At 59.5% G+C, this 26,342-nt stretch carries 24 protein-coding genes; 19 read left to right on the top strand and 5 right to left on the bottom strand.

From position 1 onward, the window contains the following. The first annotated feature begins 156 nt into the window (after positions 1-156). From FGZ14_RS12805 to ccsA, 5 genes are all read left to right on the top strand, one after another. Positions 157-831, top strand: a complete 675-nt coding sequence (locus FGZ14_RS12805) for a cytochrome c biogenesis protein (protein ID WP_139924638.1) — start codon at positions 157-159, stop codon at positions 829-831. Then, the gene (locus FGZ14_RS12800; protein ID WP_139924637.1) at positions 812-1,057 is read left to right on the top strand and encodes a CcmD family protein; all 246 of its coding nucleotides are present in this window, start codon (positions 812-814) and stop codon (positions 1,055-1,057) included. The genes FGZ14_RS12805 and FGZ14_RS12800 overlap by 20 nt, the downstream gene beginning before the upstream one ends. Before the next feature lie 146 nt (positions 1,058-1,203). Next, positions 1,204-1,632 carry a cytochrome c maturation protein CcmE gene (locus FGZ14_RS12795; RefSeq protein WP_139926109.1) on the top strand — a complete coding sequence of 143 codons (429 nt, stop codon included), beginning with the start codon at positions 1,204-1,206 and terminating at the stop codon, positions 1,630-1,632. 90 nt (positions 1,633-1,722) lie between these two features. After that, positions 1,723-2,631 (top strand): hypothetical protein, encoded by a 909-nt coding sequence (locus tag FGZ14_RS12790; RefSeq protein ID WP_139924636.1) that lies wholly within the window; start codon positions 1,723-1,725, stop codon positions 2,629-2,631. A 72-nt stretch (positions 2,632-2,703) separates the two neighbouring features. Further along, the gene (ccsA, locus tag FGZ14_RS12785) at positions 2,704-5,307 is read left to right on the top strand and encodes a cytochrome c biogenesis protein CcsA (protein WP_139924635.1); all 2,604 of its coding nucleotides are present in this window, start codon (positions 2,704-2,706) and stop codon (positions 5,305-5,307) included. A gap of 437 nt (positions 5,308-5,744) precedes the next feature. Here the strand turns inward: ccsA and FGZ14_RS12780 are convergent, their stop codons facing one another. Beyond that, positions 5,745-8,492: a T9SS type A sorting domain-containing protein gene (locus FGZ14_RS12780; protein WP_139924634.1), complete on the bottom strand. Its 2,748-nt coding sequence runs from the start codon at positions 8,490-8,492 to the stop codon at positions 5,745-5,747. Positions 8,493-8,866: 374 nt separating this feature from the next. Here FGZ14_RS12780 and FGZ14_RS12775 point away from each other — a divergent pair, with 374 nt between their 5' ends. The 8 genes from FGZ14_RS12775 (at position 8,867) to FGZ14_RS12740 (ending at position 15,274) form a co-directional block, all read left to right on the top strand. Then, the gene (locus FGZ14_RS12775) at positions 8,867-9,676 is read left to right on the top strand and encodes a Rossmann-like and DUF2520 domain-containing protein (RefSeq protein ID WP_180754346.1); all 810 of its coding nucleotides are present in this window, start codon (positions 8,867-8,869) and stop codon (positions 9,674-9,676) included. Between the two features lie 69 nt (positions 9,677-9,745). Beyond that, positions 9,746-10,075 (top strand): 2Fe-2S iron-sulfur cluster-binding protein, encoded by a 330-nt coding sequence (locus tag FGZ14_RS12770; protein WP_139924632.1) that lies wholly within the window; start codon positions 9,746-9,748, stop codon positions 10,073-10,075. 80 nt (positions 10,076-10,155) lie between these two features. Beyond that, on the top strand, positions 10,156-10,392 hold the full coding sequence (gene iscX / locus FGZ14_RS12765; RefSeq protein WP_110978694.1) for a Fe-S cluster assembly protein IscX: 237 nt from the start codon (positions 10,156-10,158) through the stop codon (positions 10,390-10,392). Positions 10,393-10,453: 61 nt separating this feature from the next. Beyond that, positions 10,454-10,957: an HAD family hydrolase gene (locus FGZ14_RS12760; protein WP_139924631.1), complete on the top strand. Its 504-nt coding sequence runs from the start codon at positions 10,454-10,456 to the stop codon at positions 10,955-10,957. Positions 10,958-11,108: 151 nt separating this feature from the next. After that, a complete protein-coding gene (locus tag FGZ14_RS12755; RefSeq protein WP_110978692.1) occupies positions 11,109-11,303 on the top strand; it encodes a cold-shock protein in 195 nt (64 codons plus the stop codon). A 127-nt stretch (positions 11,304-11,430) separates the two neighbouring features. Continuing rightward, entirely contained in the window at positions 11,431-12,357 is a 927-nt protein-coding gene (locus tag FGZ14_RS12750; RefSeq protein ID WP_139924630.1) for a geranylgeranylglycerol-phosphate geranylgeranyltransferase, read from the top strand. A 174-nt stretch (positions 12,358-12,531) separates the two neighbouring features. Further along, positions 12,532-13,800: a BamA/TamA family outer membrane protein gene (locus FGZ14_RS12745; protein WP_139924629.1), complete on the top strand. Its 1,269-nt coding sequence runs from the start codon at positions 12,532-12,534 to the stop codon at positions 13,798-13,800. Positions 13,801-13,981: 181 nt separating this feature from the next. Then, positions 13,982-15,274, top strand: coding sequence for a glycosyltransferase family 2 protein (locus tag FGZ14_RS12740; RefSeq protein WP_139924628.1), 1,293 nt, complete (start codon positions 13,982-13,984; stop codon positions 15,272-15,274). On the opposite strand, the gene FGZ14_RS12735 is transcribed toward FGZ14_RS12740, so the two are convergent. From FGZ14_RS12735 to FGZ14_RS12725, 3 genes are read right to left on the bottom strand one after another with little or no spacing between them, the layout of a single operon-like run. Then, entirely contained in the window at positions 15,212-15,820 is a 609-nt protein-coding gene (locus tag FGZ14_RS12735) for a class I SAM-dependent methyltransferase (protein WP_139924627.1), read from the bottom strand. The two genes, FGZ14_RS12740 and FGZ14_RS12735, sit on opposite strands and share 63 nt — an antisense overlap. Continuing rightward, a complete protein-coding gene (locus tag FGZ14_RS12730; RefSeq protein WP_139924626.1) occupies positions 15,804-16,589 on the bottom strand; it encodes a PIG-L deacetylase family protein in 786 nt (261 codons plus the stop codon). The genes FGZ14_RS12735 and FGZ14_RS12730 overlap by 17 nt, the downstream gene beginning before the upstream one ends. Before the next feature lie 44 nt (positions 16,590-16,633). Beyond that, positions 16,634-17,812, bottom strand: coding sequence for an acyl-CoA dehydrogenase family protein (locus FGZ14_RS12725; protein WP_139924625.1), 1,179 nt, complete (start codon positions 17,810-17,812; stop codon positions 16,634-16,636). 178 nt (positions 17,813-17,990) lie between these two features. Between FGZ14_RS12725 and purH the strand changes: the two genes are divergently transcribed. Further along, complete coding sequence (gene purH / locus FGZ14_RS12720) at positions 17,991-19,526, top strand: bifunctional phosphoribosylaminoimidazolecarboxamide formyltransferase/IMP cyclohydrolase (RefSeq protein WP_139924624.1); 1,536 nt, start codon at positions 17,991-17,993, stop codon at positions 19,524-19,526. Between the two features lie 110 nt (positions 19,527-19,636). Here the strand turns inward: purH and FGZ14_RS12715 are convergent, their stop codons facing one another. Next, on the bottom strand, positions 19,637-20,896 hold the full coding sequence (locus FGZ14_RS12715; protein ID WP_139924623.1) for a PAS domain S-box protein: 1,260 nt from the start codon (positions 20,894-20,896) through the stop codon (positions 19,637-19,639). Positions 20,897-21,248: 352 nt separating this feature from the next. Between FGZ14_RS12715 and FGZ14_RS12710 the strand changes: the two genes are divergently transcribed. The 5 genes from FGZ14_RS12710 to FGZ14_RS12690 all read left to right on the top strand — a co-directional run bounded on the left by FGZ14_RS12710 (position 21,249) and on the right by FGZ14_RS12690 (position 26,321). Next, positions 21,249-22,274 (top strand): rod shape-determining protein, encoded by a 1,026-nt coding sequence (locus tag FGZ14_RS12710; protein ID WP_139924622.1) that lies wholly within the window; start codon positions 21,249-21,251, stop codon positions 22,272-22,274. 117 nt (positions 22,275-22,391) lie between these two features. Continuing rightward, the gene (mreC, locus tag FGZ14_RS12705; protein ID WP_139924621.1) at positions 22,392-23,318 is read left to right on the top strand and encodes a rod shape-determining protein MreC; all 927 of its coding nucleotides are present in this window, start codon (positions 22,392-22,394) and stop codon (positions 23,316-23,318) included. Then, positions 23,315-23,851, top strand: a complete 537-nt coding sequence (locus FGZ14_RS12700) for a hypothetical protein (protein ID WP_139924620.1) — start codon at positions 23,315-23,317, stop codon at positions 23,849-23,851. The genes mreC and FGZ14_RS12700 overlap by 4 nt, the downstream gene beginning before the upstream one ends. A 225-nt stretch (positions 23,852-24,076) precedes the next feature. Continuing rightward, complete coding sequence (gene mrdA / locus FGZ14_RS12695) at positions 24,077-25,915, top strand: penicillin-binding protein 2 (RefSeq protein WP_139924619.1); 1,839 nt, start codon at positions 24,077-24,079, stop codon at positions 25,913-25,915. Between the two features lie 25 nt (positions 25,916-25,940). Continuing rightward, positions 25,941-26,321 carry a four helix bundle protein gene (locus tag FGZ14_RS12690; protein WP_308217146.1) on the top strand — a complete coding sequence of 127 codons (381 nt, stop codon included), beginning with the start codon at positions 25,941-25,943 and terminating at the stop codon, positions 26,319-26,321. Positions 26,322-26,342: the final 21 nt, after the last annotated feature.

Raw genomic sequence — 26,342 nt, 5'->3', positions numbered from 1 at the left:
AGAGCGCCGTGGTATGTGCTATGACCAGTAAGAAACAGCTTCCGATTCCTGCACAAAATAAGCATCTGGCTTGTTGGAGCATTGCCAACCCTAGCCAGATGCCCGGCCGCTTGAGCCGGGTTCCGGCGGCGTTTCACTTCTCACCTCTCTGTTCCCATGTCTAGAAGAAACTGGTGGAAAGCCCTGAGCGTGGTGCTGCTGCTGTACGTGGCCGTTGCGGGGCTGCTGATGCCGGTGCCCCGGCTGGCTATTCTCAACGAAAGCATCCGCAACCTGTACTTCCACGTGCCGATGTGGTTCGGGATGACGGCCATTCTGCTGGCCTCAGTGTACTACTCGGTGCGGTACCTGCGCACTCCTACGCCCGAACTCGACATCCGGGCGCACGAGGCGGCCCGTACGGGTATTCTGATGGGGTTGGTCGGGCTGGCTACGGGTAGCATCTGGGCCCGCTTTACCTGGGGAGCCTGGTGGACCAACGACCCTAAGCTGAACGGGGCGGCCATTGCCATGCTGATTTATGGCGCCTACCTGGTGCTGCGCTCTTCCTTTACCGATGAGCAGCAGCGGGCCCGTATTTCGGCTATCTACAACATCTTCGCCTTTGCCACGGCCATGCCGTTGTTCTACATCCTGCCCCGCCTCACCGACTCGCTGCACCCGGGCGCGGGCGGCAATCCGGCCTTCGCCAAATATGACCTCGACAGCGACATGCGGCTGGTGTTCTACCCGGCCGTTATCGGCTGGACGCTTTTGGCTTTTTGGTTGGCCCAGCTAGCCAGCCGCGTTTCCCTGCTTAAACAAAAAGTGTATGAAAAACAGCTTGTCTAAGCTGCGCGCCGGGCTTTTGCTGCTGGTAGCGCTGCTGCTGCCGGCCCTACGGGTGGTTGCCCAGGCCACCGCGCCCAACGAACCTGAAATGGCGGACACCCTTCGTCAGAATGGTAAAATTTACGTGGTAGTGGCCGTCATCACAGTTGTGCTGGCCGGGCTGCTGTTCTTTCTGATTTCGCTGGACCGCAAGCTGAGCCGGCTGGAAAAGGAAGTCAAGGAATAAGCCGGCAGGTGCCTGCTGCTCGGTGAGCTAAGCAAAATCATCCGTTGATAATCACGCTATTTCACCATTTCGGCGGACCTTTGCAGTTGCTTTTGTTGTTCTGAATGTCCTCGGCTCCGGGTGGAGCCAACCTGTTGTACCCCGACATGAAAAAAGCCCACATCCTTGCCATTGCCGTTATTGCCGTGGCTATTGGTATCATCATGAGCGCCGCCGGTGATGCCAGCGTGTATGTATCATTCAAGGAAGCCCGGGAGCGGGCCGCCGAGGGAAACCTGACCAAAGTGCACGTAGTGGGCCGCCTACCCCGCGACGTGCAGCAGAACATCATGGGCCTGGAGTACAATCCTACTCTGGACCCCAACTACTTTGCTTTCACGCTGGTAGATACCAACCGCATTGCCCAGCGCGTAGTGTACTTCAACCCTAAGCCCCAGGACTTCGACAAGTCGGAGCAGGTAGTAATTACCGGCGCCATGCGCAACGACCTGTTCGTGGCCGACAAAATCCTGCTGAAGTGCCCCTCCAAATACGTGGAGAAAGATATTAAGGGCGCTACTGCCTCGGTTAACTAAGCGGCCGCCATGCGCAATGGCCGGTGCCGAAAGCAACCTGGGAAGCAGCCTACCGCGCTGCGGTGGTGTTTATGGGTTGTGCACTGGCTGATGAGTACCTGCTTTCTGCTGCCGGTAGCGGCTCAGGTACCAAACGACAACATAGAGCAGCGGCGGGTGCTGCGGCAAAACGAAGCGGCTACCTCTGCTACCACCGACTGCACTGTGCAGTGGTCGTGCGTGGATGAGACGCTCACCGGAAAATGCATCGAATACCACAACGACCAGTGGTTTGAGTTTACTCCTCGTACTTCGGGCCGCTACTTCGTCAACATCGAAGGCCAGAAGTGCCGCGACACCCGCGGCGTGCAGCTGGTGGTCCTGACGGGCCAACCCTGCGAGCCGGCTACGTACCGGGTGCTATCCTGCACCTCGTTGGGTAGCCAGGATGATGTGTTTGTAACACTGGACTCGCTGCGAGCCGGCCAGCCCTACCTGCTGAATGTGGATGGCTACCTCAAGGACTTCTGCCAGTTTACCATAACCGTCAGCGACAAACCCCGTGGGCTGCCTGCCCTGACGCCGCCCCAGGTAGCGTCGGTGGCGCCCTCCACGAGCCGGGTAGTTTCTTTACGCTGGACGCTGCCCGATTCGTTGGGGGCTCCGCGTGAGTTTCGAGTGCTGCGGCGCGAAGCGGCTGAGTTTCGGGCAGCAGCGGTGGCAGCGGTACCGGTGCAACGCACTACGTACGGCGCCACCAGCCCGGAATACACCTGGACTGATACGCTCACGGCCCCCGGCCGCTACCTCTACCAGGTAGTTACGGAGGAAGTGGAGGGTAGGGCCCCGGCCATCGTGCACCAGCAATGGTACGCGTATAGCCTGCCTCTGCTGCCATCCGATAAAGCCCGGGTGCAGGCCGCTGCTGAAGCGGCCAGGCGCGCGACCAAAACCCAGCAAAGCTGGGAGAGGCGCAGCCACCGGGCCCGAATGAAACGATTGGCCGGACAACGGCACTAATTCTAAAAACAAGTTCATGCTGGCCGGGTACTATACCGTCGGGCTAACATTTCTCCTTCAACGCAGTAGCACATGTTGAATACACTAATCGGCGACGTAGGACACCTCGGAGTCATTGTGGCGTTTGTAGCGGCCATCGTAGCGGCGTACTCTTACTACAAGGCCTCGCAAGGCCGCGCCCTCGGCGACACGGACGCGGCATGGCTGCGGCTGGGTCGGGGCGCATTCGCGCTTCATGGCGTAGCCGTGTTTGTGGTTATTGCTGCTTTGTTCGGCATCATCCATGGCCACCGCTACGAGTACTACTACGCCTGGAGCCACAGCAGCAACCACCTGCCCGTGCACTACATGATTTCCTGCTTCTGGGAAGGGCAGGAGGGTAGCTTCCTGCTCTGGATTTTCTGGCACGTACTAATTGGCTTTGTGCTGATGCGCTACAGCCGCCGCTGGGAGGCCCCCGTGATGGTGGTGTTTGCCGGCGTACAGCTCTTCCTGACGTCCATGATTCTGGGGGTTGTGCTGGGCGACCTGAAAATTGGCTCCTCGCCCTTTATTCTGCTGCGCGACTTTATGCCGGATCTGCCGGTATTCAAGCTCAATCCGAATTTCGTGCCCAAGGATGGTACCGGTCTGAATGCCCTGCTCCAGAACTACTGGATGGTGATTCACCCGCCTACGCTGTTCCTGGGCTTTGCGCTTACGCTGGTGCCGTTTGCCTACGCCGTAGCCGGCCTCTGGAAGGGCGAGTTTACCAAGTGGGTGCGCCCGGCTATGCGCTGGACGCTGTGGGGTGGCTTGGTGCTGGGTGTAGGGATTATGATGGGTGCTTACTGGGCCTATGAAACCCTAAACTTTGGAGGCTATTGGAACTGGGACCCGGTAGAAAATGCCGTGTACATTCCCTGGCTGGTGCTGGTGGCTTCCTTGCACGGCTTGGTGCTGTGGCAGCGGAGCCGTACGGCGCTGCGCACATCCTTCGTGCTGGTTATTGCCACCTTTCTATTGGTGCTCTATGCCACCTTCCTGACCCGTAGCGGCGTACTGGGTAATGCCTCCGTGCACTCCTTCACCGACCTGGGCCTTTCCGGTCAGCTGATTATCTATCTGATGGCCTTCGTGGTGCTGGCCATTGCCCTGCTGGTATGGCGCTGGAAGCAGATTCCGGTTTCCCCGAAAGAACTGACCACCTATAACGCTGAGTTGTGGGTATTTGTGGGCGCTACCGTACTGTGCCTAGGCGCTTTCCAGGTACTCTGGACCACCAGCATTCCGGTGTATAAAGCCTTTATGGGCTTCATCGGAATTACCACAAATGTTGCCCTGCCCGCCGACCAGATTCAGCACTACACCAAGGCGCAGCTCTGGATGGGGGTAGGCGTGGCCTTCTTCTCGGGCCTGGCTCAGGTAATGTGGTGGCAGAAAAACAACAAAGAGTCCCTGACCAGCTCCTTGACGGTGCCCGCCATTCTGACGCTGCTCGGTGCTGCGCTGGTGATTCTGCTGGTGCAGTACTACGGCCTGAAAATGGAGGCTACCTACATCGTGCTCCTGACGGCTGCCCTGTTTGGGGTGCTGGCCAACTTGGGTATGGTATTTACCCTGATGAAGCGTAAAGTCAGCCTTTCTGGTGGCGGCGTCGCTCACATTGGTATTGCCCTGATGCTGCTGGGTATTCTGGCTTCGGCGGGTTACTCCAACATCATCAGCCAGAACGTGTCGGGTCTGCTGCACTCACGGGAGTTTGATGAGACTACCAACCGCGACAACGTGCTGCTGTGGCGCAACGATAAAGCCCCCATGGGCAAGTACGATGTCAGCTACACCGGTCAGTACTTCGATGTGCCCGGTGTACCTGGCTACGTAGATAAGCAACTGCTTTTCCGCACCGCCGACGAGTACAAAGCCCTGGCCCGCGCCGACATCAAACGTGGCGACAAGCTGTACTACAAAGCCGGCGACACCGTAGAGATTCTGCCGGAAAACACCTACTACCGCGTCGAGTACAAGGACCGCAAAACCGGCGAAGCCTTCACGCTTTACCCCCGCGCTCAAATCAACGAAGAAATGGGTGATGGTCTGCTGGCCTCCCCTGACATCAAGCAGTTCCTCAGCCACGATATCTACTCCCACGTAAGTGCCGTGCCGCCACCCGATAAGGAGAAGGATTGGAGTGAGGTGAAAGAGCATATCCTGAGTGTGGGCGACACCATCTTCCTCAACGACTACTTCGCGGTGTTCCGGGGGGTAGAGCCAGCCCACCAGACCGCCGGCCTGGGCCTGACCAAAGGCGACCTGGCAATTCAGGGCGACTTCCTGGTGATGGGTGAGAAGAAGCAGTACCACGTTCACCCGGTATTTGTGGTGCGCAACCGCCTGATTGGTCGTGTGCCCGACGAGGTAGAAGACCTGGGCCTGCGCCTGAGCTTCCTGAACGTCGATCCGGAGAAAGGCAAGTTTACGTTCGGCGTAAGCACCACCCAGAAAGACTACATCATTCTGAAGGCCGTAGAGAAGCCCTTCATAAACCTGCTTTGGAGTGGTACGCTGCTCATGGCCGTTGGCTTTGGTATGGCAATCTACAAGCGTCGTCGCGAAACGGAGGCCCTGGTAGAGCCCGCCGACGGCGAGATACTGCCCAAAACAGCTCTGCAGCCCAAGGCGCGCCAGGTAGCTTAGTTATCACTACCCTTCTCCTAACAAAAAGCCCCGACTAGATACCAGTTGGGGCTTTTTGTTAGGAGAAGTTGGCGGTTGCTTGGAGCGGCGCGTTGCACTGGAAAAGTCCGGGTGGGGTTCTAAGGTTTCCGCTCAAACGACGCCGTACCCAAGTATGTCGGTTTGAAGAACGGTGTAGAGACCCCTGCTTAAGTTTCCTCCTTGAACGGTAGCCCCTGAATGGTAATCCTCGAAGAGCGCAGGCGATGAGACGCAAGCAGGCGTTTCTACACCGTTCTTCAAACCGACATAAGAACAGCTTTGCTTGTAAGCCGTGCTGGCCTTGCGGTCATGCGGTGGCTCCGTTGGTGGGTTTTGCCGAACCCTTTGCCGGAAGCGTCAAGCATAAAAAAGGGCAGCCATGTGGCTGCCCTTTTCTTGACCCGCGAGGGGAGTAGTTATTTCTGGATGGTGATGTTGCGCACCATGTACTCGTTGCCGGTCATGATTTTCACCATGTACATACCGTTCGCGAGGTTCGACAGATCTACTTTGTTTTCGAAGTTGTTGCGGATGGAGGCTGTGCTTACGCGCTGACCCAGCATGTTCAGCACTTCCACTTGCAGGCCGCCCTTGGTGTTGGCGCCCCGCACATCAATTTTCAGCTCACCAGCCGTGGGGTTGGGGTACAGTGTGATGGCGCGCAGCAGCTCATCCGACGAAGCCGTTACGGCCGTTGCGGTTACCTCGATGTTGTCAACCAGCAGCAGGTACTGATCGGCTACGCTCTTGGCGTGGAAGCCAATGTAGTAGGTGCCCGAGGTGGTAGGCGTGATGGAGGCTACGGCGGGCGTGCTTGAGGCGTTAGCCGTCTGGTAAGGAGCAGCCCCGCCGGCGGGGCTCACAATGTTCTCGTTGTTCCAGAGCAGAGTAGTCTGGCCGGCAACGGTAGCGCTGGTGCCATACTTCACTTCCATACGCTCGGGGTACACCGCGCCTGAGAAAATGTTGTACATGCCGTAGCGGAAGGAAAGTTGGTAGCGGGTGCCAGCCTGCAGTGCCAGACCAGGAGTGAAGAACCAATCGTCGGCGCCCGCGCTGGAGCTGAAGCGGTAGAGCATGGCGTTGGTTGAGGCATCGCCCAGGGGTAGGGTATTGGTTCCTTCCTGGTAAGAAGATGCTACCTGCCAGGTCTGAGCGTCGTTGTTGGCGTTAGCCACAGTAACTCCGCAGGGCAGAATGCCGGCGCCGTTGCCCTCAAAGCCCTCCCGGTAGGGGAAGGTGCTTACCAGCGTAGAAGTTGGGCAGGCCGAGGCCGTGGTGAACTTGAAGGGGCCGGTCAGGGTGCTTTGGTCGGTGGCACCGCAGTTGCTGCGGATGTACACGTCAAAAGCCGTGCTGCTGGCAAGATTGCTGAGGGTAAACGCCGGGCCGGTACCCGTTACCGTGGTGCCGGCGGTGGCAGGATCAAAACCGGCCGGGCCGTAAATAACTGAGTAGCCCGTACCGCTCGTGGGTGCGCCCGACAGGGTGATGGTAGCCGAAGTAGGCGTGATAGCAGAAATGGTAGCACCGCCCACGATGGGGCAGCTCAACTGAGGACCTACGGTAGCATCCAGCGCGAGGCGGGTGCGCAGGGTGGTAGAGTTGATGGGCGTCCAGGCTGCGCCTGGCGACTGGAAGTAGAAGGTAGTCGCGCGCAGCGGATCTTCTACCTGATAAGCTAGGGCCACGTTCGTGCTCAGTTCGCGAACTGCTACGTAGAAGGCTCCGGTTACACGCACGCTGGGTACGGGAAGGGTTACGGTGCTGGCGGCTCCCGTGCGGGTGCGGGCAGGCGAGGCATACAGAACCGTGCCTGGGGTGCTGCCAGCGCCGGAAGCATCCAGCACTACCAGCTGATAAGACGCCGTGTTACCGGCCGAAGCCGCGAAAGTGGCCTTCACTTCGTTTACGTAAGTAGCCTGGCTAACCGTGTATTTGGCGGCCAGCATGCCGCCAGCAGCTCCCACGCCTACGCCGGTAGTATTAAAGGCGCGCGTGTCGTCAATGTAGGCTACGGGGCCGGCGGTTACCACCTGGGTGTAAGGCAGACTATTGTTGTCGTTATTGTCGTCGGCGGCCACCGATACCGTCAGGTTGTTGGTACCTACGGCCATCGTGGCGGGGTAAGCGTCAAACGTAACGGTAGCAACGGCACCAGGCGACAGAATTGGAACCGTTTTGGTGCTGGTGAAGGTGTTAGCTCCGCTTACCGTCAGGGTAACGGGCACATTGGTCAATGCCTCTAGGCCACGGTTCTGCACGGCGGCCGCTACCGTATGGGGCAGAGAGTAGGGGGTAGCAATTTTCCCCATCGAATGGATGACCTGTACGGAAACATCCTTGGGCTGTGCGGCATTAAAACGATACACCAAGCCGGCAGTCGGGCGGGAGGTGCTGCGCACGTTGAACACGTCGCCGATGTAGTTGCCCGCTAGGAAGACAGGCGCGGTCCAGGCCGCCGTGGACGTTTTCTGAACGGTCAGGGTCTGGTTGGCTGCAGGGCCCGAGCCCTTCAACCCTACCGCCGCCGTACGCAGTGCGTCGGTGGTGCCGGTGTTAGCCGTAAACGTGCCGTACACGAAATCTACCCGGTTCAGGGTTTCGTAGAGCTTCACCTGGAAGCTGGCCGTGGAATATTGCTTGGTAACGTTGCCGGAAGCCTTATCGCTCACGTTCTTCCACTGAATGGTGCACACCCGGTTCGGGGCCGTACCGGTGGTAGCCACCCGGTATTCAGTGGTAGCTGAACCTTCCAGATCAAGGTTGAATGGCAGAATAAGGTTGGTTTCGGCGTTATTATCCAGAGGGCCCTTAAACGGGCTCTGGGGGCCTTCGTAGAAGTAAGGGGCAGCTGGGGCAGTAGTTCCCAGCTTCAGGAATCCGTTGGTATTCAGTACAAAGTCCGTGAAAGTCTGGCCATTGTACTGAAAAGAGAAGCCGATGGGAGTAGCCGCTGAGTTAGCGTCGTCGGTGTTGGGCGTAGCAATTACGGTACCGGTGCTCGCTAGATCAGTGTAGGTAATGGTGCCGGCCAGGCTGGCTAAAGGAGTGTAAGCAAACTGCCCCTGCGCCTGCGCTTGCGCCGATAAAGTGCCCACACTCAGCAAGGTGGCTAGGGCTAGCCGCTTGGGAGTGAGCAGATCCGGGTAAATTTTTGACATGAAAAAAACGTGAAGAGTGGAAGTAGGAAATCAACAGAAGAAGGACATGATATCCTCTTTTCAAAGTAAAGCCATTTTTGGGGACATATAATGTAATATTGATTTATTTTTTGTCGATTAAATGCTAAAAACAAGCCTTAGAGGGGCTTTAGATGTAATTGTGTTAGTCAGTAGTGGCCCCTGCCAATAGCCCGAATAGCTAGCTTTACGCCAGGGCGCCTACCCCGGCAAGGGTGGCAAGAGCAGGGTTACGGAAGTAAATGCCCGGCACGATGGCCGCTGGCCGGCCTGATCCAGTAGTAACCGCCGCATTCCTTCGGCCGCGACGCCCAACAGCAGTAGCCGGTGCCGGAGAGAATAGGCTTCATTTCTCTATGGCTTATTATACAATTGTTTTGCTGGGAGCCGGCCGGGTAGCCCAACACCTGGGGCCGGCGCTGGCCCAGGCTGGCCACAAGGTACTGCACGTCTGGAGCCGGACGCAGGCCTCCGCCGAGGCGGTAGCGGCCACCATTCCGGGTGCTACCGCCGGCACCGACCCGCGCCGCCTACCCCCCGCCGACTTGTACGTGCTGGCCGTGCCCGACGGGGCCGTGCCGCAGGTGCTGGCGGCAGCAGAGTTTGCGGCAGGCGCGGTGGTAGCCCATACTGCCGGGGCGCTGCCGCTGAGCGTGTTTGCTGCCCATGAGCAGGTACGCGGCGGTGTGCTGTATCCTCTCCAGACGTTTAGCCCGGGCCGGGCTATTGAATGGCAAACGGTGCCGTTGTGCTTAGAGGCAGCCGACGCGCCCGCTTTGGCACTGCTGCGCGCGGTAGCTGCCTCCCTAAGCTCCGATGTACGGTTGGTAAACTCGGCTCAGCGCCTGCAGCTGCACGTAGCGGCGGTATGGGCCTGCAACTTTCCCAATCATCTGCTGGGCATCAGCCGGGCGCTGCTGGCCGAGGCCAATCTGCCCTGGTCACTGTTGCACCCGCTAATCCGGGAAACCATCGATAAAGCCTTGTCCGAGCTGCCCTTTGCGGTGCAAACCGGGCCGGCAGTGCGCCATGACGACGCCACGCTGGCCCGGCATGAAGCCGCGCTGGTAGGTAAACCGGCATGGCAGGCTTTGTACAAAGATCTGACAGTGAGTATTCAACAGGCTGTCGGGGCAGCTGCTTCAAACAATGAGGGGGCCGTGTAGCTTTGATTCGGGTAGCGGTATGCGTACCTTCGCACCCGCATTTTTGCATCGTTCTCCTAGCGTTACGCCGTGAAAGCCGTAAACATCACCTTTAAGTTTCAGGACGGCCAGCCCGACCAGACCCATGTGGCCGCTCAGGGCGAATCGGTGCTGGATGTGGCCTTAAACAACGACATTCAGCTCCAGCACAACTGCGGGGGCGTTTGTGGCTGCAGCACCTGCCACGTATATATTCTGAAGGGCGAAGACGACCTGCCCGAAATTTCCGATAAAGAGGAAGATTTCATTGACCGTGCCGTGGACCCGCGCATCAATTCCCGCCTGGGCTGCCAATGCGTGGTGCAGGGCAATCAGGATATTGAAGTTCTCATTCCGCCGCAGAATTTTCTGGGCCATTAATTATAGTTGCCGGATGCCAGCTGCCCGCTCTTGGGTAGCATTTGCTGGCAGCTGATGACTGACAACTGATAACTGAACGAATGAACCATTTCGAGCCCCCCATGCAGTGGAGCGACCATGAGGATATTGCCATGGCGCTCTACGAAAAGTTTGGCGACGACTTTAACGAGGCCAAAATCTACCGTATCCGCTTCACGGATCTGCTGGAGTGGATTCTGACGCTGCCTAACTTCGAGGGCACGCGCGAACAGGCCAACGAAGGCCATCTGGAGCAGATTCAGGCCAAGTGGGTGTACGAGTGGCGCGACAACCAGTAAGGTTAGGGCGCGAATTCCGGTCGCTGCCCTGGCGGCCATACGTTTCTCAGTAGTTCCCCGTATGACTTCACCCCATACCCCGCCCGATTTATCAGCCATTCAGGCATTCATTTTGGATGTGGATGGGGTACTGACGGACGGAACCCTGCTGGCCCTCAACTCCGGCGAGCAGGCCCGGGCCTTCCACATCCGCGACGGGTATGCCGTCCGGCATGCGCTGCGCCAGGGCTACCGGCTTGCCATTATCTCGGGCCGGGAGGAAGAGGGCGTACGCAAACGCCTGGAGTCCCTGGACGTGCGCGACATTTTCCTGGGGGTTGATGACAAGATGAAAATCTTTAACAATTACATCAACACCTACCGCCTCGACCCCGCCCACATTGCCTACATGGGCGACGATATGCCCGATATTGAGGTAATGCGCCGCTGTGCCATTGCCGCCTGCCCCGCCGACGCGGCCTCCGATGTGGCGGCTATCAGCAATTACACCGCCGCGCTACCGGGCGGCCGCGGAGCCGTGCGCGAGCTGATTGAAGCCGTGCTCAAAGCCCAGGGAAAGTGGTAGCTGGCATTTAATTGCTAGTACCTTACCTATACCATATTGCATTTACAGGTTGCGCGGGCGCACTGGCGCTTGCTGAAACCCAGGTTGCGCTTTTCTAAAATCCCTCTATATTTACCCCAACCATCATTCACCTTATTCTTTTTCTTTTTACATGAAAACAGGAACCGTAAAATTCTTTAATGAGTCGAAGGGCTACGGCTTCATTACGGAAGACGGTACGAAGGAAGACTTCTTCGTCCACATTACCGGCCTTAACGGGGGCCAGATCCAACAGAATGACCGCGTGGAGTTTGACACTCAGGAAGGCCGTAAAGGCGTTAACGCGGTGAATGTGAAGAAACTGTAAGCTCGGCGCTTACTTAGGTTTTTAGCATACCGGACAAGCCTCTTCCGAATTCGGGAGGGGCTTTCTTGTGCCGGTCTGGTAGCGGTGGTGCATCTTTGTGCTGGCCTGGTGCTGTTGTCTTATTCTTATGTCTGCTGCTCTTTTATATACCACGCCTCGCGCCCCGGAGGGCACACTCTCGGCCCTGGAGCCGGGTAGCTGGCAGCAGCTCGCCCGCCTGGTACGGATGCCCAACCTGCTGATTATGGCCCTGTGCCTGCTGCTGGTACGGGCCTGTCTGCTGCTGCCCGAAGCGCCGTGGCAGCAGGTGTTGGCGCCCGCTTTTGGCGTGCTGACCCTGGCTGCGCTGAGCGTAGGCGCCGCCGGCTACATTATCAATGATTATTACGATGTGAAGATTGACGCCATCAACCGGCCCGGCCGGCTAGTGGTGGGGCGGGCCGTAAATCGGCGGCATGCTATGCTGGCCCATTTGCTGCTCTCAGGGCTGGGCGTGCTGCTGAGTGGGTACTTGGCGCCGCTGCTGGGGGTAGTAAACCTGGGCTCTGCGCTGCTGCTATGGGGCTACTCAGTGCGGTTTAAGCGGGTGGCTTTGGTGGGCAACGTGAGCATAGCCACGCTTACGGCTGCCCTGGTACTGCTGCCCGAATTGCAGGCCCGCACCGGCAACAGCGCCGTATGGGGTTACGCCCTGGCCGCTTTTCTGCTGACCATGGTGCGGGAGATTGTGAAAGATGTAGAGGACATGCGCGGTGATGCCCAGCACGACTGCCGGACCTTGCCCATAGTATGGGGGGTAGCCCGCACTAAGTGGACGGTTGGATTCTTTTTGCTTTGCTTGGGGCTGCTGGTAGCAGGGGCCAGCTACAATGCCCTGGCAACGCACCGATGGGTGCTGGGTGGTTGGCTGCTGGGTCTGGTGCTGCTTCCGCTGGCTGGGTTGGGCTACCGGCTGCGGCGCGCTGACCGTAAGCGCGACTTTACCGCTCTGAGTGCCTGGTGCAAGTGGATTATGCTGGCTGGTGTGCTCTCTATGCTAGTGATACGCTACTGAAGTATAGCTATGGGGTAGGAGGCTTGAGGATCCGCGCCGGGCTCTTGACAACCGCAGGAGCTACAGTTGCGTTAGCAGGTTCACGACGGTGGCATTGCAACGTGCTGGGCCTGCTGGCCGAAGGACGTGGCGCCGTCAGCTGCCAACCTCATTTCTGACCCCAGCCATCTACGTATGCGCTTCCTCTACCCGCTGCTGGCGCTTGGCGCGCTGGCTGCTCCGGCTGCCCTGGCGCAGTCTGCCCCCGACTCTGCCGCCGCGCTGGTTGCCTCGGCCTCGGCCGCTCCCTTGCCCTCAACACCTGCTGCTGAAGCTCTTTCTGAGGGGGCTCCCGTAGGCCTGAACCGGGCGTTGAGCGCCAAATCAAGCTTCAAGCTCATCCCCGACGACCCCGACAAGCCCATTTTCCTGCCGGTTCCTATTGCTTTTTATCAGCAGGAAACCGGCTTTGCGGTAGGGGCGGCTATTCTGCCGGTGTGGCGCTTCGGGCAGGATACCACCGTGCGGAAATCCAATGCCCGCCTGATTGCCTGGTTTTCTCAGGAAAAGCAAACCACCGTTCAGCTCACGCATACCCTGTTTACCAAGGGAGAAAAGTTCTTTTTTCAGGGTGAGCTGAGCTACTACGATCTGGCTTTCAACTACTACGGCATCGGCAACAATACCCGCAAGAGCAACGAAGCCCACATTCAGTACCCGCTGTGGGTGTTCGATGAGAAGGTGCTGACCAAAGTAGTGCCCAACCTGTTTGTAGGGGTGCGCTACCGCTTCACCAACCTGGGCAAGGTAGAGCTGAATGATGAAGACCAGGGCAATCCGGCGCCCTACAATCTGCTGTCATCGAAGGAGCGCAACGGCTACCTGACTTCCGGCGTGGGACCCGCCCTGCTCTACGATGGGCGCGACAACGTGCTGGCTACTTACCGCGGCAACTTCGTGGACGCACACATTCTCTTCAATGGCGGCGCCCTGGGCAGCGACTATAAGTTTACGCGCTACATGGTAGATGCCCGCCATTTCAACCCGCTTTTCGGCTCCAATAACACCATCCTGGCCCTGCAGTTTCTGGGGCAGTATCATACCGGCAGCGTGCCCTTCCGCGAGCTGGGCGGTATGGGAGCCACGCTGGGCGGCTCTCTCTACAACAACGCCTACCTGATGCGCGGCATCTACGAGGCCCGTTTCCGCGACCGTCAGTTCTCCACGTTTCAGGGCGAAATCCGTCAGAAGCTGTTCTGGCGTTTTGATGGGGTAGTGTTCGGGGCCGTGGGGCAGGTAGCTCCCCGCCTCGGGGACTACAAGCTGGATGAGATGAAGTATGCCGGTGGGGTAGGGGCCCGCTTCCGCCTCAACCGCCGCGACCGGGTGAACGTCCGCCTCGATTATGGGGTAGGCTCCGGGGGCAACTCTGGTATTATCTTCGCCGTGGGCGAGGCCTTCTAAACCTGCCGCATTACTATAGCAAGTGCCGGGCTCAGGCTGCAACAGCAGGAGCCCGGCACTTGCTGTTTTCTGATGGGTAGGGCGTGGGCTATGCTAAACTCAGCATGCCTCCATCAGGCTAAATGAACAACTTCTTGGGGCAGCGTTACCGTTGTGCTTAGTTCAACCGTAGAAGGGGGTAATGAAGCAAGCCCCACCCCTGCGTTTTCATGCTGCCCCTGCCGAAACTGGTGGTAGCATTTCTCCGTGGCACCTGGCTCCACCACCCGCCGCAAGTCTGAGAGCAATTGTCATTATTCCGGCCAAAAACGAAGCTACGAGTATCCCGGCCGCATTAGCGGCTCTGGCCGCTCAGGTGGATATGCAAGATCAGCTGCTACCCAACGGCTGGTTTGAAGTGCTGGTGCTGGCCAACAATTGCCGCGACCGTACCGCCCAGGTGGCGCGGGCCTGCGCGGCACAATACCCGGGGCTGGTGGTGCATGTGGCGGAAGTGACTTTGTCGGCCGCCGATGCGCATATAGGCAAGGCCCGGCGCCTGCTGATGGATGAGGCCTGCCAGCGGCTGGAGCGGATAGGGCGGGCTGGGGCTTTCATTGCCAGTACCGACGCCGATACCCGGGTATCTCCTACCTGGCTGTCGGCCATTGCCACCGAGCTAGCCCAGGGAGCCGATGCCGTAGGGGGCCGCATTCTGACCTATGATGCCGACTCCCGAAATCCGCTGCGGCGGCATCAGCTCCGGGATGCGGCGTACTACCTTCTTCGGGCTCGCCTGGAGCAGCTCCTGGACCCCATTGCCCACGACCCCTGGCCCCGCCACCATCAGCATTTCGGCGCTAGCCTGGCCCTGACGGCCGCCGCCTACCGGCGCGTGGGTGGTTTGCCCGTGGTACCGTACCTGGAAGACGAAGCTTTATATCAAGCCCTGCTTCGCCACGACCAGCGCCTGCGCCACAGCCCGGCCGTGCAGGTGTTTACTTCCAGCCGGCGGCAAGGCCGGGTGCCGGTAGGCCTTTCGTGGCAGCTGCGTCAGTGGGCCGCTCAGCAGGCGGTCCGGCAGGAACCCACCGTTGATAACCCGGTTCGTTTGATGGCGGAGTGGCGCCTGCGGGCTCATCTACGGCATTTATGGCACTGCCACGCTGGCGAGCAGCTGCTAAACGAAAACATAGGGTTGATGGCGCCTGAGGGGGTAGGCGCCTCCTGCCTGCAGCAAGAAATGGCTCGGTCTGCTACGTTCGGACAGTTTTGGGAAAAGATGCGGACCCGGTTCCTGTACCACGCGCTGCGGCGGTGGCCACCGGTACCTCTGTCCGTAGCCCTGCTGCAGCTGCGGCAGGAGCTGGCGTGCCGGGAGCGGAGTAGCCGAAAGCTGGTGAATATTACCCCTGGCCTATCGGGCGCAGATTTAGCATCTTTCCAGCAGATCGAGACGATAGGTGGGGTGCCGCTCCCCGTGCAGGTGACGTAGCGGGCCATTGGCGCGGGCCTGGGTCAGAAAAAATTCGTGCACCGCGTCGCCGGTCAGGGGGTAGTCGTGCACGGGTGGGGTCCAGTGCACCAGCAGCAGGTGACCGCCGGCGGGCAGAGCTTGTAGCATCAAATCAGAAGATCGGGCTAAGTCAGCCGGGCTCCAATAGTAGCCTACCTCTGAAACCAGAATTAAATCGAATTGCTGCTGCCGGGGCGGAAATTCTTCCGGGATGCGCAGCTGCCGCAGCTCTACCTGGGGCAGGTGGGCGCAGCGCTGCCGGGCCCGCGCTAAGGCGGCTTCGGCTACATCTACGGCCAGCAAATGCCCACACCGGGCGGCCAGCTGCTCCGTGAGTACGCCCAGGGAACAGCCTATTTCCAGGGCATTGGTGTACTGCGGCCGGGGTAGGGCCCGCAAGGTGGTCCGGTACTTGTCATGCTCGTAAGGGCTGGTTTCGAACCCCCACGGATCGGCATTAGCTTCGTATACTGCCGCGAAATAGTCCGGGCCCAGGGTATCGGGTTGGTTAGGGTTGGGTTGCATGGGTAGCAGGCGCTAAAGAGGAGAAATACCCGTCGGTGGCTTCCAGATAGATTTCCGTGGGCTGGGTAAAATGGGCCAGCATGGCCGTGGAGAGGGTGAACCCACCGGGGTCATCATCAATTGGGGAGCCCGGCAGCTGGGAGTGGTGCGCCCCGATGGCCTGCTGCTTCTGCTCCAGCACCGGCGTGACATCGACCTGCCAGCCCCGCACTTCTTCGGGTTGAGGCACATCGGTGGGGGTAGCCCGCTCCCAGGCCCACACCACATATTCCAGCACCCGGGGCAGGGTAGGCAGCTGAGCCAGGGCAGCGCCTACCAGCAGGCTGGTGGCGCGGTGGTCGGGGTGGGGGTCGCGGCGCCAGGGCACCAGCACGGTAGCCGGTGGGTGCTGCTGCCAGAAGGCCACGAGGCGCTGCACGGCGGCCGCGCCGGCTGCGGTATCGGGGGGTGGTACGGCCCCATCGGGAAGGTGAAGCGGCAGCAGGTGCTGGGCCGCTACCCCCAGAATTGATAGGGCCGTCCGGAGCTCCTGCTCGCGCAGGGCCTGGCGGGCCGGGGCCGGGAATTTTTGGGAGTTGGGGTGCGACATGGTGCCATCCGTTATCAGCACGCACCACACCGGCACGCCTGCCTGCCGCAGTAGCGCCAGCAGCCCCCCGCACCCCAGCGACTCATCATCGGGGTGCGGGGCTACCACGGTGGTAGGGCCGAAGGTTGCTACCTGTTCAGGGGGTAGGGAGGGGTAGGAGGCGAAAAGAGAAGATACCATGTGGCAGATGTGCGACGGGCGGAGCAGAGGAAGAAAGCCAGGGGTTACCGCTCCCAGATCAGGTAGGCAGGTTGCTCCTGCTGCAGGGCGTAGCGGCCCACGTCGGCCAGGGCGGCATCCGGGGCGGGCTGGCGGAGGTAGTGGGTCAGGTCGCGGTGGAGACGCTCGAAGGGCTCGGGGCGCAGCAGGCCCCTGGCGCCCACGCACCGCTCGGCCAGGGGCATCAGGCGCAGGCAAAGCTCCTCAATGGCCGAGCGCACCAGGTTGGCGTGGGCTACGGTAGCTTCCGCCGTTTCGGGCCCGGAAAGCCCGACTGGGGACGATGCCACAAAATCGGCGGCGGCGCGCAGCCAGTGCTGGCCGCTGGCTATCAACAGGCTCATCTCGCCCAGGCGCTGGCGCTGGTAGGGGTCGTCGGTGCGGCCCAGCTCGCGCAGGAAGCGGCGGGTTTCATCGAAAATGGCTTCTGCCCCACCCAACTGCACGGCCGCAAACCGGATGGCCCCCCCGCTAAACCAAGGCTGCTGGTAATAGTTGCCGGGGGAACCCAGCAAATCCTGCGCTTCTATTTCCAGGCCCGTAAAATCAACCCGGAAGCTGGCTGAGGCCCGCATGCCCAGGGGGCGCCAGAACGTTTTATTGTATTCGGGGGGTAGGGCGTCGGCGGGGAGCACCAGCATTTGCCACCCACCGTCGGGCAAAGCGCCCGTTAGCAGGGGGCGCGTCAGGTGGCCCGCCCCCGACCCGAACGTTTTGCTGCCGAGCAGGCGGTAGCGGCCAGTGGGCAGCGGCTCCAGCTTCACTCCGTCCTGAGCTTCGGTATTCCACACCCCAAACAGGTGGCCTGCCCGCGCATCGGCGGCCCACCGCGCCTGCTGATCAGGCCGCCCGAAACGGGCAATTAGCTGCAGAGCGTTTACGTGACCTTCATAAACCCGCCCTACTGCCAGGTTGCCGCGCCCAATGTGGCGCAAGGTGCTAAGCAAATATTCGGTGCAAGCGGCTTCGGATAAGCCGCAGCCGCCCAGCCTAGTGGGCAAAGTAGCGGCCAACAGACCGGCCTCGCGCAGCCAATTAAACTCTTCCGCCGGGAAGCTGCCTTCCTGGTCGGAGTGAGGCGCCTGGGCAAAAAGGCGCGGAGCCAAAGTTGCGGCGGCTTCTTCGGCCGCCTGGGGGGTAGTCAGTAAGTTGGCGGATAGGGTAGGGGCAGCGGAAACGGTCATACAAGTACGCCAGTAAATAGTCAAGCTTGGCTATACGGCAAACCCAACCGTAACGGACGAAAGCCCGGCCGTAGCCAACCCCGGCGCCCGGTGGCTGTTAATAATTTCGTAACACCGCTCTGACGGGGGCTGCCTACCTTCGCGGCGCGTTTCAACCTCCCATCAAACCCCGCTTGCTATGTCGCAGCCCATTCGTTCCGCCCTTGTTTCCGTCTATTACAAAGATCGTCTGGAGCCGCTGGTGGCGTTGCTGAAAGAGCACGGCGTAGCTATTTATTCTACGGGCGGCACCCAGCAGTTTATTGAGGAGCAGGGCGCTCCGGTAACTGCCGTCGAAACCCTGACCGGCTTTCCGGCTGTGTTTGGTGGCCGCGTAAAAACCCTGCACCCGAAGGTATTTGGTGGTATTCTGCATCGCCGCCATGAGGCCGGCGACCTGCAGGAAGCCGAGCAGCACCAGATTCCGCCGATCGACCTGGTTATCGTGGACCTCTACCCCTTTGAGGAGACAGTAGCCTCCGGCGCGGCTGAGCAGGAGGTAATTGAGAAGATTGACATCGGCGGTATTTCCCTACTGCGGGCCGCCGCCAAAAACTTCCGTGACGTGCTGGTGGTCAGCAGCCGCGACCAGTACGCGGCCGTAACGGAGCTGCTGCAGGCCAAAGGCTGCGCTACTGACCTCGAAGACCGTCGCCACTACGCCGCCGCCGCGTTCGAGGCTACCTCGCACTACGACACCCAGATTTTCCGCTACATGGCCCAGGGTACGGAGCTCAGCGGTACTTCCCTCAAGCTCAGCGAAAAGCCTGCTACCCCCCTGCGCTATGGCGAAAACCCTCACCAGGCCGGCACCTTCTACGGCGACCTGACAGCCCTCTTCGACCAGCTTCACGGCAAGCAGCTCAGCTACAACAACCTCGTGGACGTAGATGCCGCCGTGCTGCTCATGCAGGAGTTTGCCGCCGATGAGCAGGCTGCCTGCGCCATTCTCAAGCACACCAATGCCTGCGGGGTAGCCCAAGCCGACACCTTGCACGAAGCCTACCTCCAGGCCCTGGCCTGCGACCCGGTATCGGCGTTTGGTGGCGTAATTATCGTGAACAAAGAGGTGGACGCGGCTACCGCTGAAGAGCTGAACAAGCTGTTCTTTGAGGTACTGATTGCCCCGGAGTTTGCCGCCGATGCCCTGCCCGTTCTGCAGAGCAAGAAAAACCGTATTCTGCTGCGCCAGAAGCCCGTGCAGTTCCCGACCAAGCAGGTGAAAACGCTCCTCAATGGCATCATTGAGCAGGATTTCGACCGCGTAGTGGAAGGCGCCAACGAGTTCCGCACGGTAACGGAGTCGGCCCCAACAGCGGAAGAAGTGGCTGCCCTGGAGTTTGCCCTCAAAATCTGCAAGCACACCAAGAGTAACACCATCGTGCTGGCCCGGGCCGGGCAGCTGCTGGCGTCTGGGGTAGGCCAGACCTCCCGGGTCGATGCCCTGCGCCAGGCCATTGAAAAGGCCCGCAGCTTCGGCTTCGATTTGCAGGGTGCTGTTATGGCCTCCGATGCCTTTTTTCCCTTCCCCGACTGCGTAGAAATTGCCGGCGAAACGGGCATCCGCGCCGTAGTGCAGCCCGGTGGCTCTATTAAAGATCAGGACAGCATTGCCACCGCTAACCGCCTGGGCATGGCCATGGTCCTGACGGGAGTGCGTCACTTCAAGCACTAAAGAAACGGCCAACGAGGATAGGGCCTTCGCTCTGCTCTCGCTGGCTGTCTAGAAGTTTGCTGCCGTCGGCTGCTACCCCACATTCAGGGTAGCAGCTGGCGGCAGCGCTGTTATGCTTCGTTGCTGTCACCCGGCGGCAGTACGCGCGGCTGGTACACAATGCCTTGAATGCGTTGCTGATGGCCGAACTCGTTGCTGACCCGGATGCCTCGCAGCACGAGCGGGTGTGCTGAGCCATCGGGCCTCAGAACGCGCACGGTGCAGGTAAGCATAGCACCGTGCTGACAGGCATGGTCCAGAGCTTCCTGTAGAAGAGTGGTATCGGAGGGGGATATGGCGGCCTGCAGCAGGTCCAGCGAAACGGACGTAGTTTCCCCGGCTGGCCACCCAAAGTAGCTCCGGGCCTGCGCGTTGCAGTGTACCTGGTTGGTGGCCACGTCCCAGGCCCATACTCCGGTACCGGTAGCTTCCAGAGCCAGCTGTAGCTGCTCTTCGCACTCCTGGCGGCGGCGCTGCTCTTGCTTCTGGGCCGTAATGTTGCGCCAGAGCACGTGCAGCAGAAGCTCCCCATCCGTCTTAACCGGCGTCAGCACGGCCTCTACCCACATAAACTCGCCTGAGAGCCGGCACAAAATGCCTTCGCACCGCTTCGAGCCCGACCTCAGCGCTTCTGCCACCGACTCGCGGAAGTAGGAAATGGAGCGCACGCCGGGCCGCTGCTCGTACGGAGCCAGGTCCCAGGGGTAGTGGCCTACAATCTGCTGCTTGTCCGTAGCCCCAAGCAACTCCAGAACCGCCGCGTTGCAATCAATAAACTGTTCGTTCTGCATCAGGGCTATGGCATCCGTGCTCTGCTCAAACAGGCGCCGGAATTTTTGTTCGCTGGCCGCCAGCACCTCGGCCACCTGCCGGGCCTCCGTAATGTCGAGCAGGGCCAGCAGGCACTGCCGCTCTCCCCCGGGCGTTACGGCCGTAGTGCCCTCCAACTGCACCGTGAGCGTGCGGCCGTTGCCAGTCCGCAGCATTACCTCCCCACTCTGAGGAAGCAGGCTCGTCATGAGTTGTTCGAAGAAGTAAAGAAAGTCCCACCGCTGCAGCGGGTCCACGAGCGCGGCGAAGGCGCCGCCCCGCAGCTGCTCGGTACTATGGTTCAGCAGGTGCTCGGCCTGCTGGTTCAGGTGCACCACGGCCCCGTCGGAACTGAGGGTACAATAGGCGATGGGGGCGTGTTCATGCAGGCTTTGGTAGTAAGCCTGGCTGGTTTCGGCGGCAACGTAGGCCCGCTGCAGGTGTTCGTATCTTTCCTGCAGCCTAGTGTACGTATCGAGGTCGGGAGGGGAGGAGTTAGCAGGCGGGGTAGGGCGAGGCATAGAAATAAGGAGTCGATAGAACAGAAGAGTTGCCCCGGCAAGTGGTAGGGTAGCACCCAAAAAAGACTGTGCTAGCTACTACGCTGTTACACGCGCGATAGACAATAGACAGCTTAGTAAGCATATAAACAAACAGGTATATAATAAGTCTTAAGCTCAGCGCCTGATTTCAGCCCCTATGCGTACGAACTCGACCTTGCAGAACGTTTCCGCCAACGTGCGGGGCTGAAGCTTAGTCGTGTCTTTTAGCGCAGCAGTCGCAACGGGCATCGGGCTTCACCGAAACTTGCTTACTTTTGCCCCCACTTTTGACGGGCCAACCTGCCCGTTCTCATTCACTTGCCGTTACTCGATGGGTTTCTTCAATTTTTTGACCAGCGATATTGCCATTGACCTGGGCACGGCCAACACCCTCATCATTCACAACGATAAAATCGTGGTGGATGAGCCGAGCATCATTGCGAAAGACCGCACTACTAATAAGGTAATTGCCGTGGGGCGGCAGGCACAGCAAATGCACGAAAAAACCCACGACAACATCAAAACCATTCGTCCGCTCAAGGATGGGGTTATTGCCGATTTCCACGCCGCCGAGGAAATGATTAAGGGCATGATCAAGATGATTGACACCCGGACGCGGCTGTTTCAGCCCTCGCACCGGATGGTTATCTGCATTCCCTCAGGCATTACGGAGGTAGAGAAGCGCGCCGTGCGCGACTCCGCCGAGCACGCCGGGGCCAAGGAGGTCTGGATGATTCAGGAGCCCATGGCCGCTGCCATCGGTATCGGCATCGACGTGGAGCAGCCCGTAGGCTCTATGATTATTGACATCGGAGGCGGTACCACTGAAATTGCGGTAATTGCCCTCTCGGGTATCGTCTGCGACCAGTCGATTAAAACTGCCGGAGACGTGTTCAACCAGGATATTCTGGACTACATGCGCCGCCAGCATAACCTGCTGATCGGGGAGCGGAGCGCTGAGCGCATCAAGATTGAGGTAGGCGCGGCTCTGACTGAGCTGGAGCAAACTCCCGCCGACTTTGAGGTGCGCGGCCGTGACCTGATGACTGGCATTCCGAAGGTTATCAAGGTGACTTCCTCAGAAATTGCCATTGCCCTCGATAAGTCGGTAGCCAAAATCGAGGAGGCCGTGCTGAAAGCCCTGGAAATCAGCCCGCCCGAGCTGTCGGCCGACATTTACGAGAACGGCATTCATCTGACCGGGGGCGGGGCCCTGCTGCGTGGCCTTGATAAGCGCCTGGCTGCTAAAACCAAGCTGCCCATCCACATTGCCGAAGACCCGCTGCGCGCCGTGGTGCGCGGTACCGGTGCCGCCATCAAGAATATTCCCGCTTTCCGCAGTGTTCTGCTGACCTAGTTGTCGATTAAAAATTAAGAAGTAAGAATGAGGGGCTGTTCTGTGGAATTGTCCACTAGGGCATTACGCAGAATAGCCCCTCATTCTTACTTCTTAATTTTTAATTTCTAATTGAAGATGAATAACCTCCTCGCCTTTCTGTTTCGCTACCGGGGTATCCTCGTGTTTGCGTTGCTGGAGGTGTTGAGCTTATATCTGCTGATTCGGAACAGCACTTACCAGCGGGCAGCGTTCTTCAACTCCTCAAATGCCTACGTGGGGCAGGTACTGGACTGGCGCAACCAGGTGCAGGATTATTTCCGGCTGATTGATGTAAACAAAGGGCTGATGCGGGAAAATGCCCTGCTCCGCCAGCAGTTGTACCGATCTGACCTGAGCGGGCGCCAAGCCGATTCACTGCCTGTCAGCCAAGACAGCCTGACCCAGGTGCGCCTGGCCCGCCTCGGCCGCCCCGACTCGCTGCTGCTGGGTTTGCGCCAGCTACCCGCCCGTGACCCCGACTACCCCCTGATTCCGGCTCGGGTGGTAAGCAGTACCCTGCGCCGCGTGGATAACTACCTTACTCTGAACGTGGGCACTGCCGACGGGGTAAAGGAAGGAATGGGGGTAGTATCGGCAGCCGGAGTGGTAGGCCGCGTGAAAGTGGCTTCTGAGCACTATACCACTATTACCTCCGTGCTGCACTCTAAAACCCGTATTTCGGCTCGTATTCAGCGCGACGGTACCATTGGCACCATCCGGTGGCTGGGTGAAGATCCTACCCATGTGTTGCTCGATGAGGTGCCCCGCCAAAATCAGCTGCTGCGCGGCGACACCGTGGTAACCTCGGGCTACAATGCCGTGTTTCCGGAAGGGGTGCTCATTGGCACCGTTGACTCGTTTGTGCGCGAGCCGGACAAGAATTTCTGGACCGTGCGGGTAAAGCTGGCCGTGGATTTTTCGCGCCTGGTGTACGTGTATCTGGTTACCAGCCGGCCCAAGGCCGAGCGCGACACGCTGGAAGCGCGGGCCGGCGTACAGCCGGAAGGGGAGGGCAAGCCATGAGAGGCGGCGTACTAGGCATTTTGTGGCAGCTACTGCGCGGGGTGGGCTACCTGGCCCTCTACGTGCTGCTTATCAGCGGCACCGATTTTGTGCTCTTTAACCTGGGCTGGTGCTTTATCTACCTGGGCTTCCTGCTGTTTCTGCCCATTGCTACCCCCATTGTGGTACAGCTGCTGCTGGGCTTTTTGACGGGCATTACCCTCGATATATTTTTTGATACCGGCGGTGTGCACGCCGCCGCTACCGTGCTGCTGATGTACCTGCGGCCCTGGGTACTGCGCCTGCTTACCCCGCGTGACGGCTACGACACCCAGGACTCCGTCAATATTCACCAGATGGGCTGGCAATGGATGGTGGTGTACCTAGCTATGCTGACGGCTATTCATCATGCGGCCTTCTTCCTACTGGAGCTGGGCTCTTTCCAGGTGCCGGGCATCACATTGGCCAAAATTGTGGTCAGCACCCTCTACACGGGGCTTACTCTGCTGATTATTCAGCTGATTTTCTTCCCGACCCGAAGAAGAAGCCGCTAGTCTGCTGCTAGTTAGCTGCTCAGTAGCAGGGTAGCGGAATGAGTTGGCAAAAAGAAGCGTTGTGAAAAACACTGCGTAGCCTGGTAACGGGCGGTTCCTGGTTCCTACCCCCGGCTGCTCAGTAAAGGTTTAAACAGTGGCGTGCTACCGTGTGAGGGTGGCAGCTAGTATCTTTGCGAATCCGGCGCGGAAGCCGGAACTCGTTACTCCCCAGTTTTTTCTGCTTTGCAATACCTCGAAGGCCGCAAGTACGTAGTCCAGGCGATTTTCCTGGCCGTCGCGCTGGTGTTTGCGACGCGCCTCTTTTACATCCAGGTGCTGGATGGCAGCTACAAGCTGGCCGCCGACCGCAACACCCTCCAGCGCATTGTGCAAACCCCCTACCGGGGCCTTATCTATGACCGGAAGGGCCAGATTCTGGTGCAGAACACGCCCGTGTACGACCTGATGGTGACGCCCCGGGAAGTGAAACAGCTCGATACCGTGCGGTTCTGCCAGCTGCTGCAGCTACCCCCGGAGGAAGTGCGCGCCGCCCTCAAAGCAGCCCGGGCTTTCAGCCGGGTGAAAGCCTCGCCGCTGGTTCAGAACCTGAGCACCCCCGAGCTGGCCGCCATCCAAGACAACCTCATCGACTTTCCGGGCTTCAGCATCAAGGCCCGAATGGCCCGCTCCTACAACACGCACACCCTGGCGCACGCCCTAGGCTACGTGGGCTCTATCCCGCCGGCCTTCCTGGAAAAGCCCAAGTATTCGAAGTACCAGGCCGGCGACTTTCTGGGTATTACCGGGCTGGAATCATACTACGAGCAGCAGCTGATGGGCCGCCGCGGCGTGCAGTACCGCATGGTAAACGTACGCGGCATCGAGAAGGGCGCGTTTCGGGGCGGGGAGTTCGATACGCTGTCGGTAGCGGGCCAGGACCTGCACCTGAGCATCGACTCGGAGCTGCAGGCCTACGGGGAGCTGCTCATGCAGGGCAAGCGGGGTTCCATTGTGGCCATTGACCCCAAAACCGGCGAAATTCTGGCCTTCGTATCGGCCCCGATGTTTGACCCGGCCACGCTGTCGGGCAAGGGCATGGGCAACCGCTACATGGAGCTGCTCAACAACCCCGAGCGGCCCCTGTTCAACCGCCCCCTGATGGCCACCTACCCCCCCGGCTCGGTGTTTAAGCTGGTGAATGAGCTGGTGGCCATGCAAATGGGAGTGGTAACGGCCAGTACGGGTTTTCCCTGCAACCAACGCTTGGTGCGCTGCACCCACAACCACGAGTACCCCAGCAACGTGGGCATTGCCATTAAGCAGAGCTGTAACCCCTATTTCTACCAGGTAATGCGGGCCGCCGTGCTGCGCGGCCGCTCCACCAACCGCTTCGAGGACGCCCGCCTGGGCCTGGGAGAGTGGCGTCGGCAGGTCATGAAGTTTGGCCTGGGCGAGAAGCTGGGGGTAGATATGTCGCAGGAAAAAAAAGGGCTGATTCCCTCGCCCGAGTTCTACGACAAGCGCAATGGCTTTCACCGCTGGAACTACCGCACGGTGTACTCGCTCAGCATTGGGCAGGGCGAAATCGGGATTACCGGCCTGCAGATGGCTAACGTGCTGGCTACCATTGCCAACCGGGGCTATTACTACACGCCTCACTTCGTAAAAAGCGTGGGCCAGGGCGGGCCGCTGCCGCAGTTCCGGGAGCGGCACACGGTAGGCGTGGATGCGCCGCACTTCGAGGCGCTGATTCCGGGCATGCAGGCGGTAGTGGATGGGCGCGGTGGCACGGGTAACCTGGCTTCGTTGGCCGAGTTTGGTATTTCAGTAGCCGGCAAAACCGGCACGGTACAAAATCCTCACGGCGACGACCACGCCACGTTTGCTGCCTTTGCCCCGGCCGAAGACCCCAAAATTGCCATTGCCGTCTTCATCGAAAATGCCGGCTTCGGCGGAACCTCCGCCGCACCAATGGCGGCCCTGATGATGGAGAAGTACCTGCGCGGCAACATTGCCCCCTGGCGCAAGCGCTGGGAGTACTGGCTGCAAGGCCCCGCCGAAAAGTTTGTAAGACGCCGTTAGGTTAATTAAAAACTGAGAATTAAAAATGTGGATGAAGCAGGATAATATAGTTCTTGCGAAAAGTTATGCGTTTGCGGTGCGGAGTGTGCGGTTGTATAAACATCTGCGGCGGCAAGGCGAGGCACCTCCGTTGGCCGCGCAGCTATTGCGCAGCGGAACCTCAGTGGGAGCCAATGTGGAAGAGGCAATAGGTGGTTTTTCGCGGCGCGATTTCATAGCGAAGTGCAGCGTTGCATACAAGGAGGCACGAGAAACTCACGTTTGGCTGCGCCTGCTGCGCGACACGGAGTGTTCGGAAGCGCGGCTGGCTGATTCCCTGCTGGAAGAAGCCGAAGAGTTGAAAAAGCTGCTAGCATCATTCTCTTTTCCCGCCAAAATGCTAAACCAGAGCAGAAATAATTTTTAATTTTTAATTCTCAATTTTTAA

The sequence above is a fragment of the Hymenobacter sp. DG01 genome (assembly GCF_006352025.1).
GTDB lineage: Bacteria > Bacteroidota > Bacteroidia > Cytophagales > Hymenobacteraceae > Hymenobacter.
This window is presented reverse-complemented; position numbering and strand designations above follow the sequence as displayed.

What these genes read in the sequence shown, in the direction of transcription:
- FGZ14_RS12780 (WP_139924634.1), bottom strand. Translation starts at nt 8,492, where the DNA reads ATGTCAAAAATTTACCCGGATCTGCTCACTCCCAAGCGGCTAGCCCTA.
- FGZ14_RS12730 (WP_139924626.1), bottom strand. Translation starts at nt 16,589, where the DNA reads ATGGTATCTTCTCTTTTCGCCTCCTACCCCTCCCTACCCCCTGAACAG.
- FGZ14_RS12790 (WP_139924636.1), top strand. Translation starts at nt 1,723, where the DNA reads ATGAGTACCTGCTTTCTGCTGCCGGTAGCGGCTCAGGTACCAAACGAC.
- FGZ14_RS12725 (WP_139924625.1), bottom strand. Translation starts at nt 17,812, where the DNA reads ATGACCGTTTCCGCTGCCCCTACCCTATCCGCCAACTTACTGACTACC.
- FGZ14_RS12805 (WP_139924638.1), top strand. Translation starts at nt 157, where the DNA reads ATGTCTAGAAGAAACTGGTGGAAAGCCCTGAGCGTGGTGCTGCTGCTG.
- FGZ14_RS12710 (WP_139924622.1), top strand. Translation starts at nt 21,249, where the DNA reads ATGGGTTTCTTCAATTTTTTGACCAGCGATATTGCCATTGACCTGGGC.
- FGZ14_RS12795 (WP_139926109.1), top strand. Translation starts at nt 1,204, where the DNA reads ATGAAAAAAGCCCACATCCTTGCCATTGCCGTTATTGCCGTGGCTATT.
- FGZ14_RS12800 (WP_139924637.1), top strand. Translation starts at nt 812, where the DNA reads ATGAAAAACAGCTTGTCTAAGCTGCGCGCCGGGCTTTTGCTGCTGGTA.
- FGZ14_RS12740 (WP_139924628.1), top strand. Translation starts at nt 13,982, where the DNA reads ATGAAGCAAGCCCCACCCCTGCGTTTTCATGCTGCCCCTGCCGAAACT.
- FGZ14_RS12755 (WP_110978692.1), top strand. Translation starts at nt 11,109, where the DNA reads ATGAAAACAGGAACCGTAAAATTCTTTAATGAGTCGAAGGGCTACGGC.
- FGZ14_RS12750 (WP_139924630.1), top strand. Translation starts at nt 11,431, where the DNA reads ATGTCTGCTGCTCTTTTATATACCACGCCTCGCGCCCCGGAGGGCACA.
- purH (WP_139924624.1), top strand. Translation starts at nt 17,991, where the DNA reads ATGTCGCAGCCCATTCGTTCCGCCCTTGTTTCCGTCTATTACAAAGAT.
- ccsA (WP_139924635.1), top strand. Translation starts at nt 2,704, where the DNA reads ATGTTGAATACACTAATCGGCGACGTAGGACACCTCGGAGTCATTGTG.
- FGZ14_RS12735 (WP_139924627.1), bottom strand. Translation starts at nt 15,820, where the DNA reads ATGCAACCCAACCCTAACCAACCCGATACCCTGGGCCCGGACTATTTC.
- FGZ14_RS12700 (WP_139924620.1), top strand. Translation starts at nt 23,315, where the DNA reads ATGAGAGGCGGCGTACTAGGCATTTTGTGGCAGCTACTGCGCGGGGTG.
- FGZ14_RS12745 (WP_139924629.1), top strand. Translation starts at nt 12,532, where the DNA reads ATGCGCTTCCTCTACCCGCTGCTGGCGCTTGGCGCGCTGGCTGCTCCG.
- iscX (WP_110978694.1), top strand. Translation starts at nt 10,156, where the DNA reads ATGAACCATTTCGAGCCCCCCATGCAGTGGAGCGACCATGAGGATATT.
- FGZ14_RS12775 (WP_180754346.1), top strand. Translation starts at nt 8,867, where the DNA reads ATGGCTTATTATACAATTGTTTTGCTGGGAGCCGGCCGGGTAGCCCAA.
- FGZ14_RS12715 (WP_139924623.1), bottom strand. Translation starts at nt 20,896, where the DNA reads ATGCCTCGCCCTACCCCGCCTGCTAACTCCTCCCCTCCCGACCTCGAT.
- FGZ14_RS12690 (WP_308217146.1), top strand. Translation starts at nt 25,941, where the DNA reads ATGTGGATGAAGCAGGATAATATAGTTCTTGCGAAAAGTTATGCGTTT.
- FGZ14_RS12760 (WP_139924631.1), top strand. Translation starts at nt 10,454, where the DNA reads ATGACTTCACCCCATACCCCGCCCGATTTATCAGCCATTCAGGCATTC.
- mreC (WP_139924621.1), top strand. Translation starts at nt 22,392, where the DNA reads ATGAATAACCTCCTCGCCTTTCTGTTTCGCTACCGGGGTATCCTCGTG.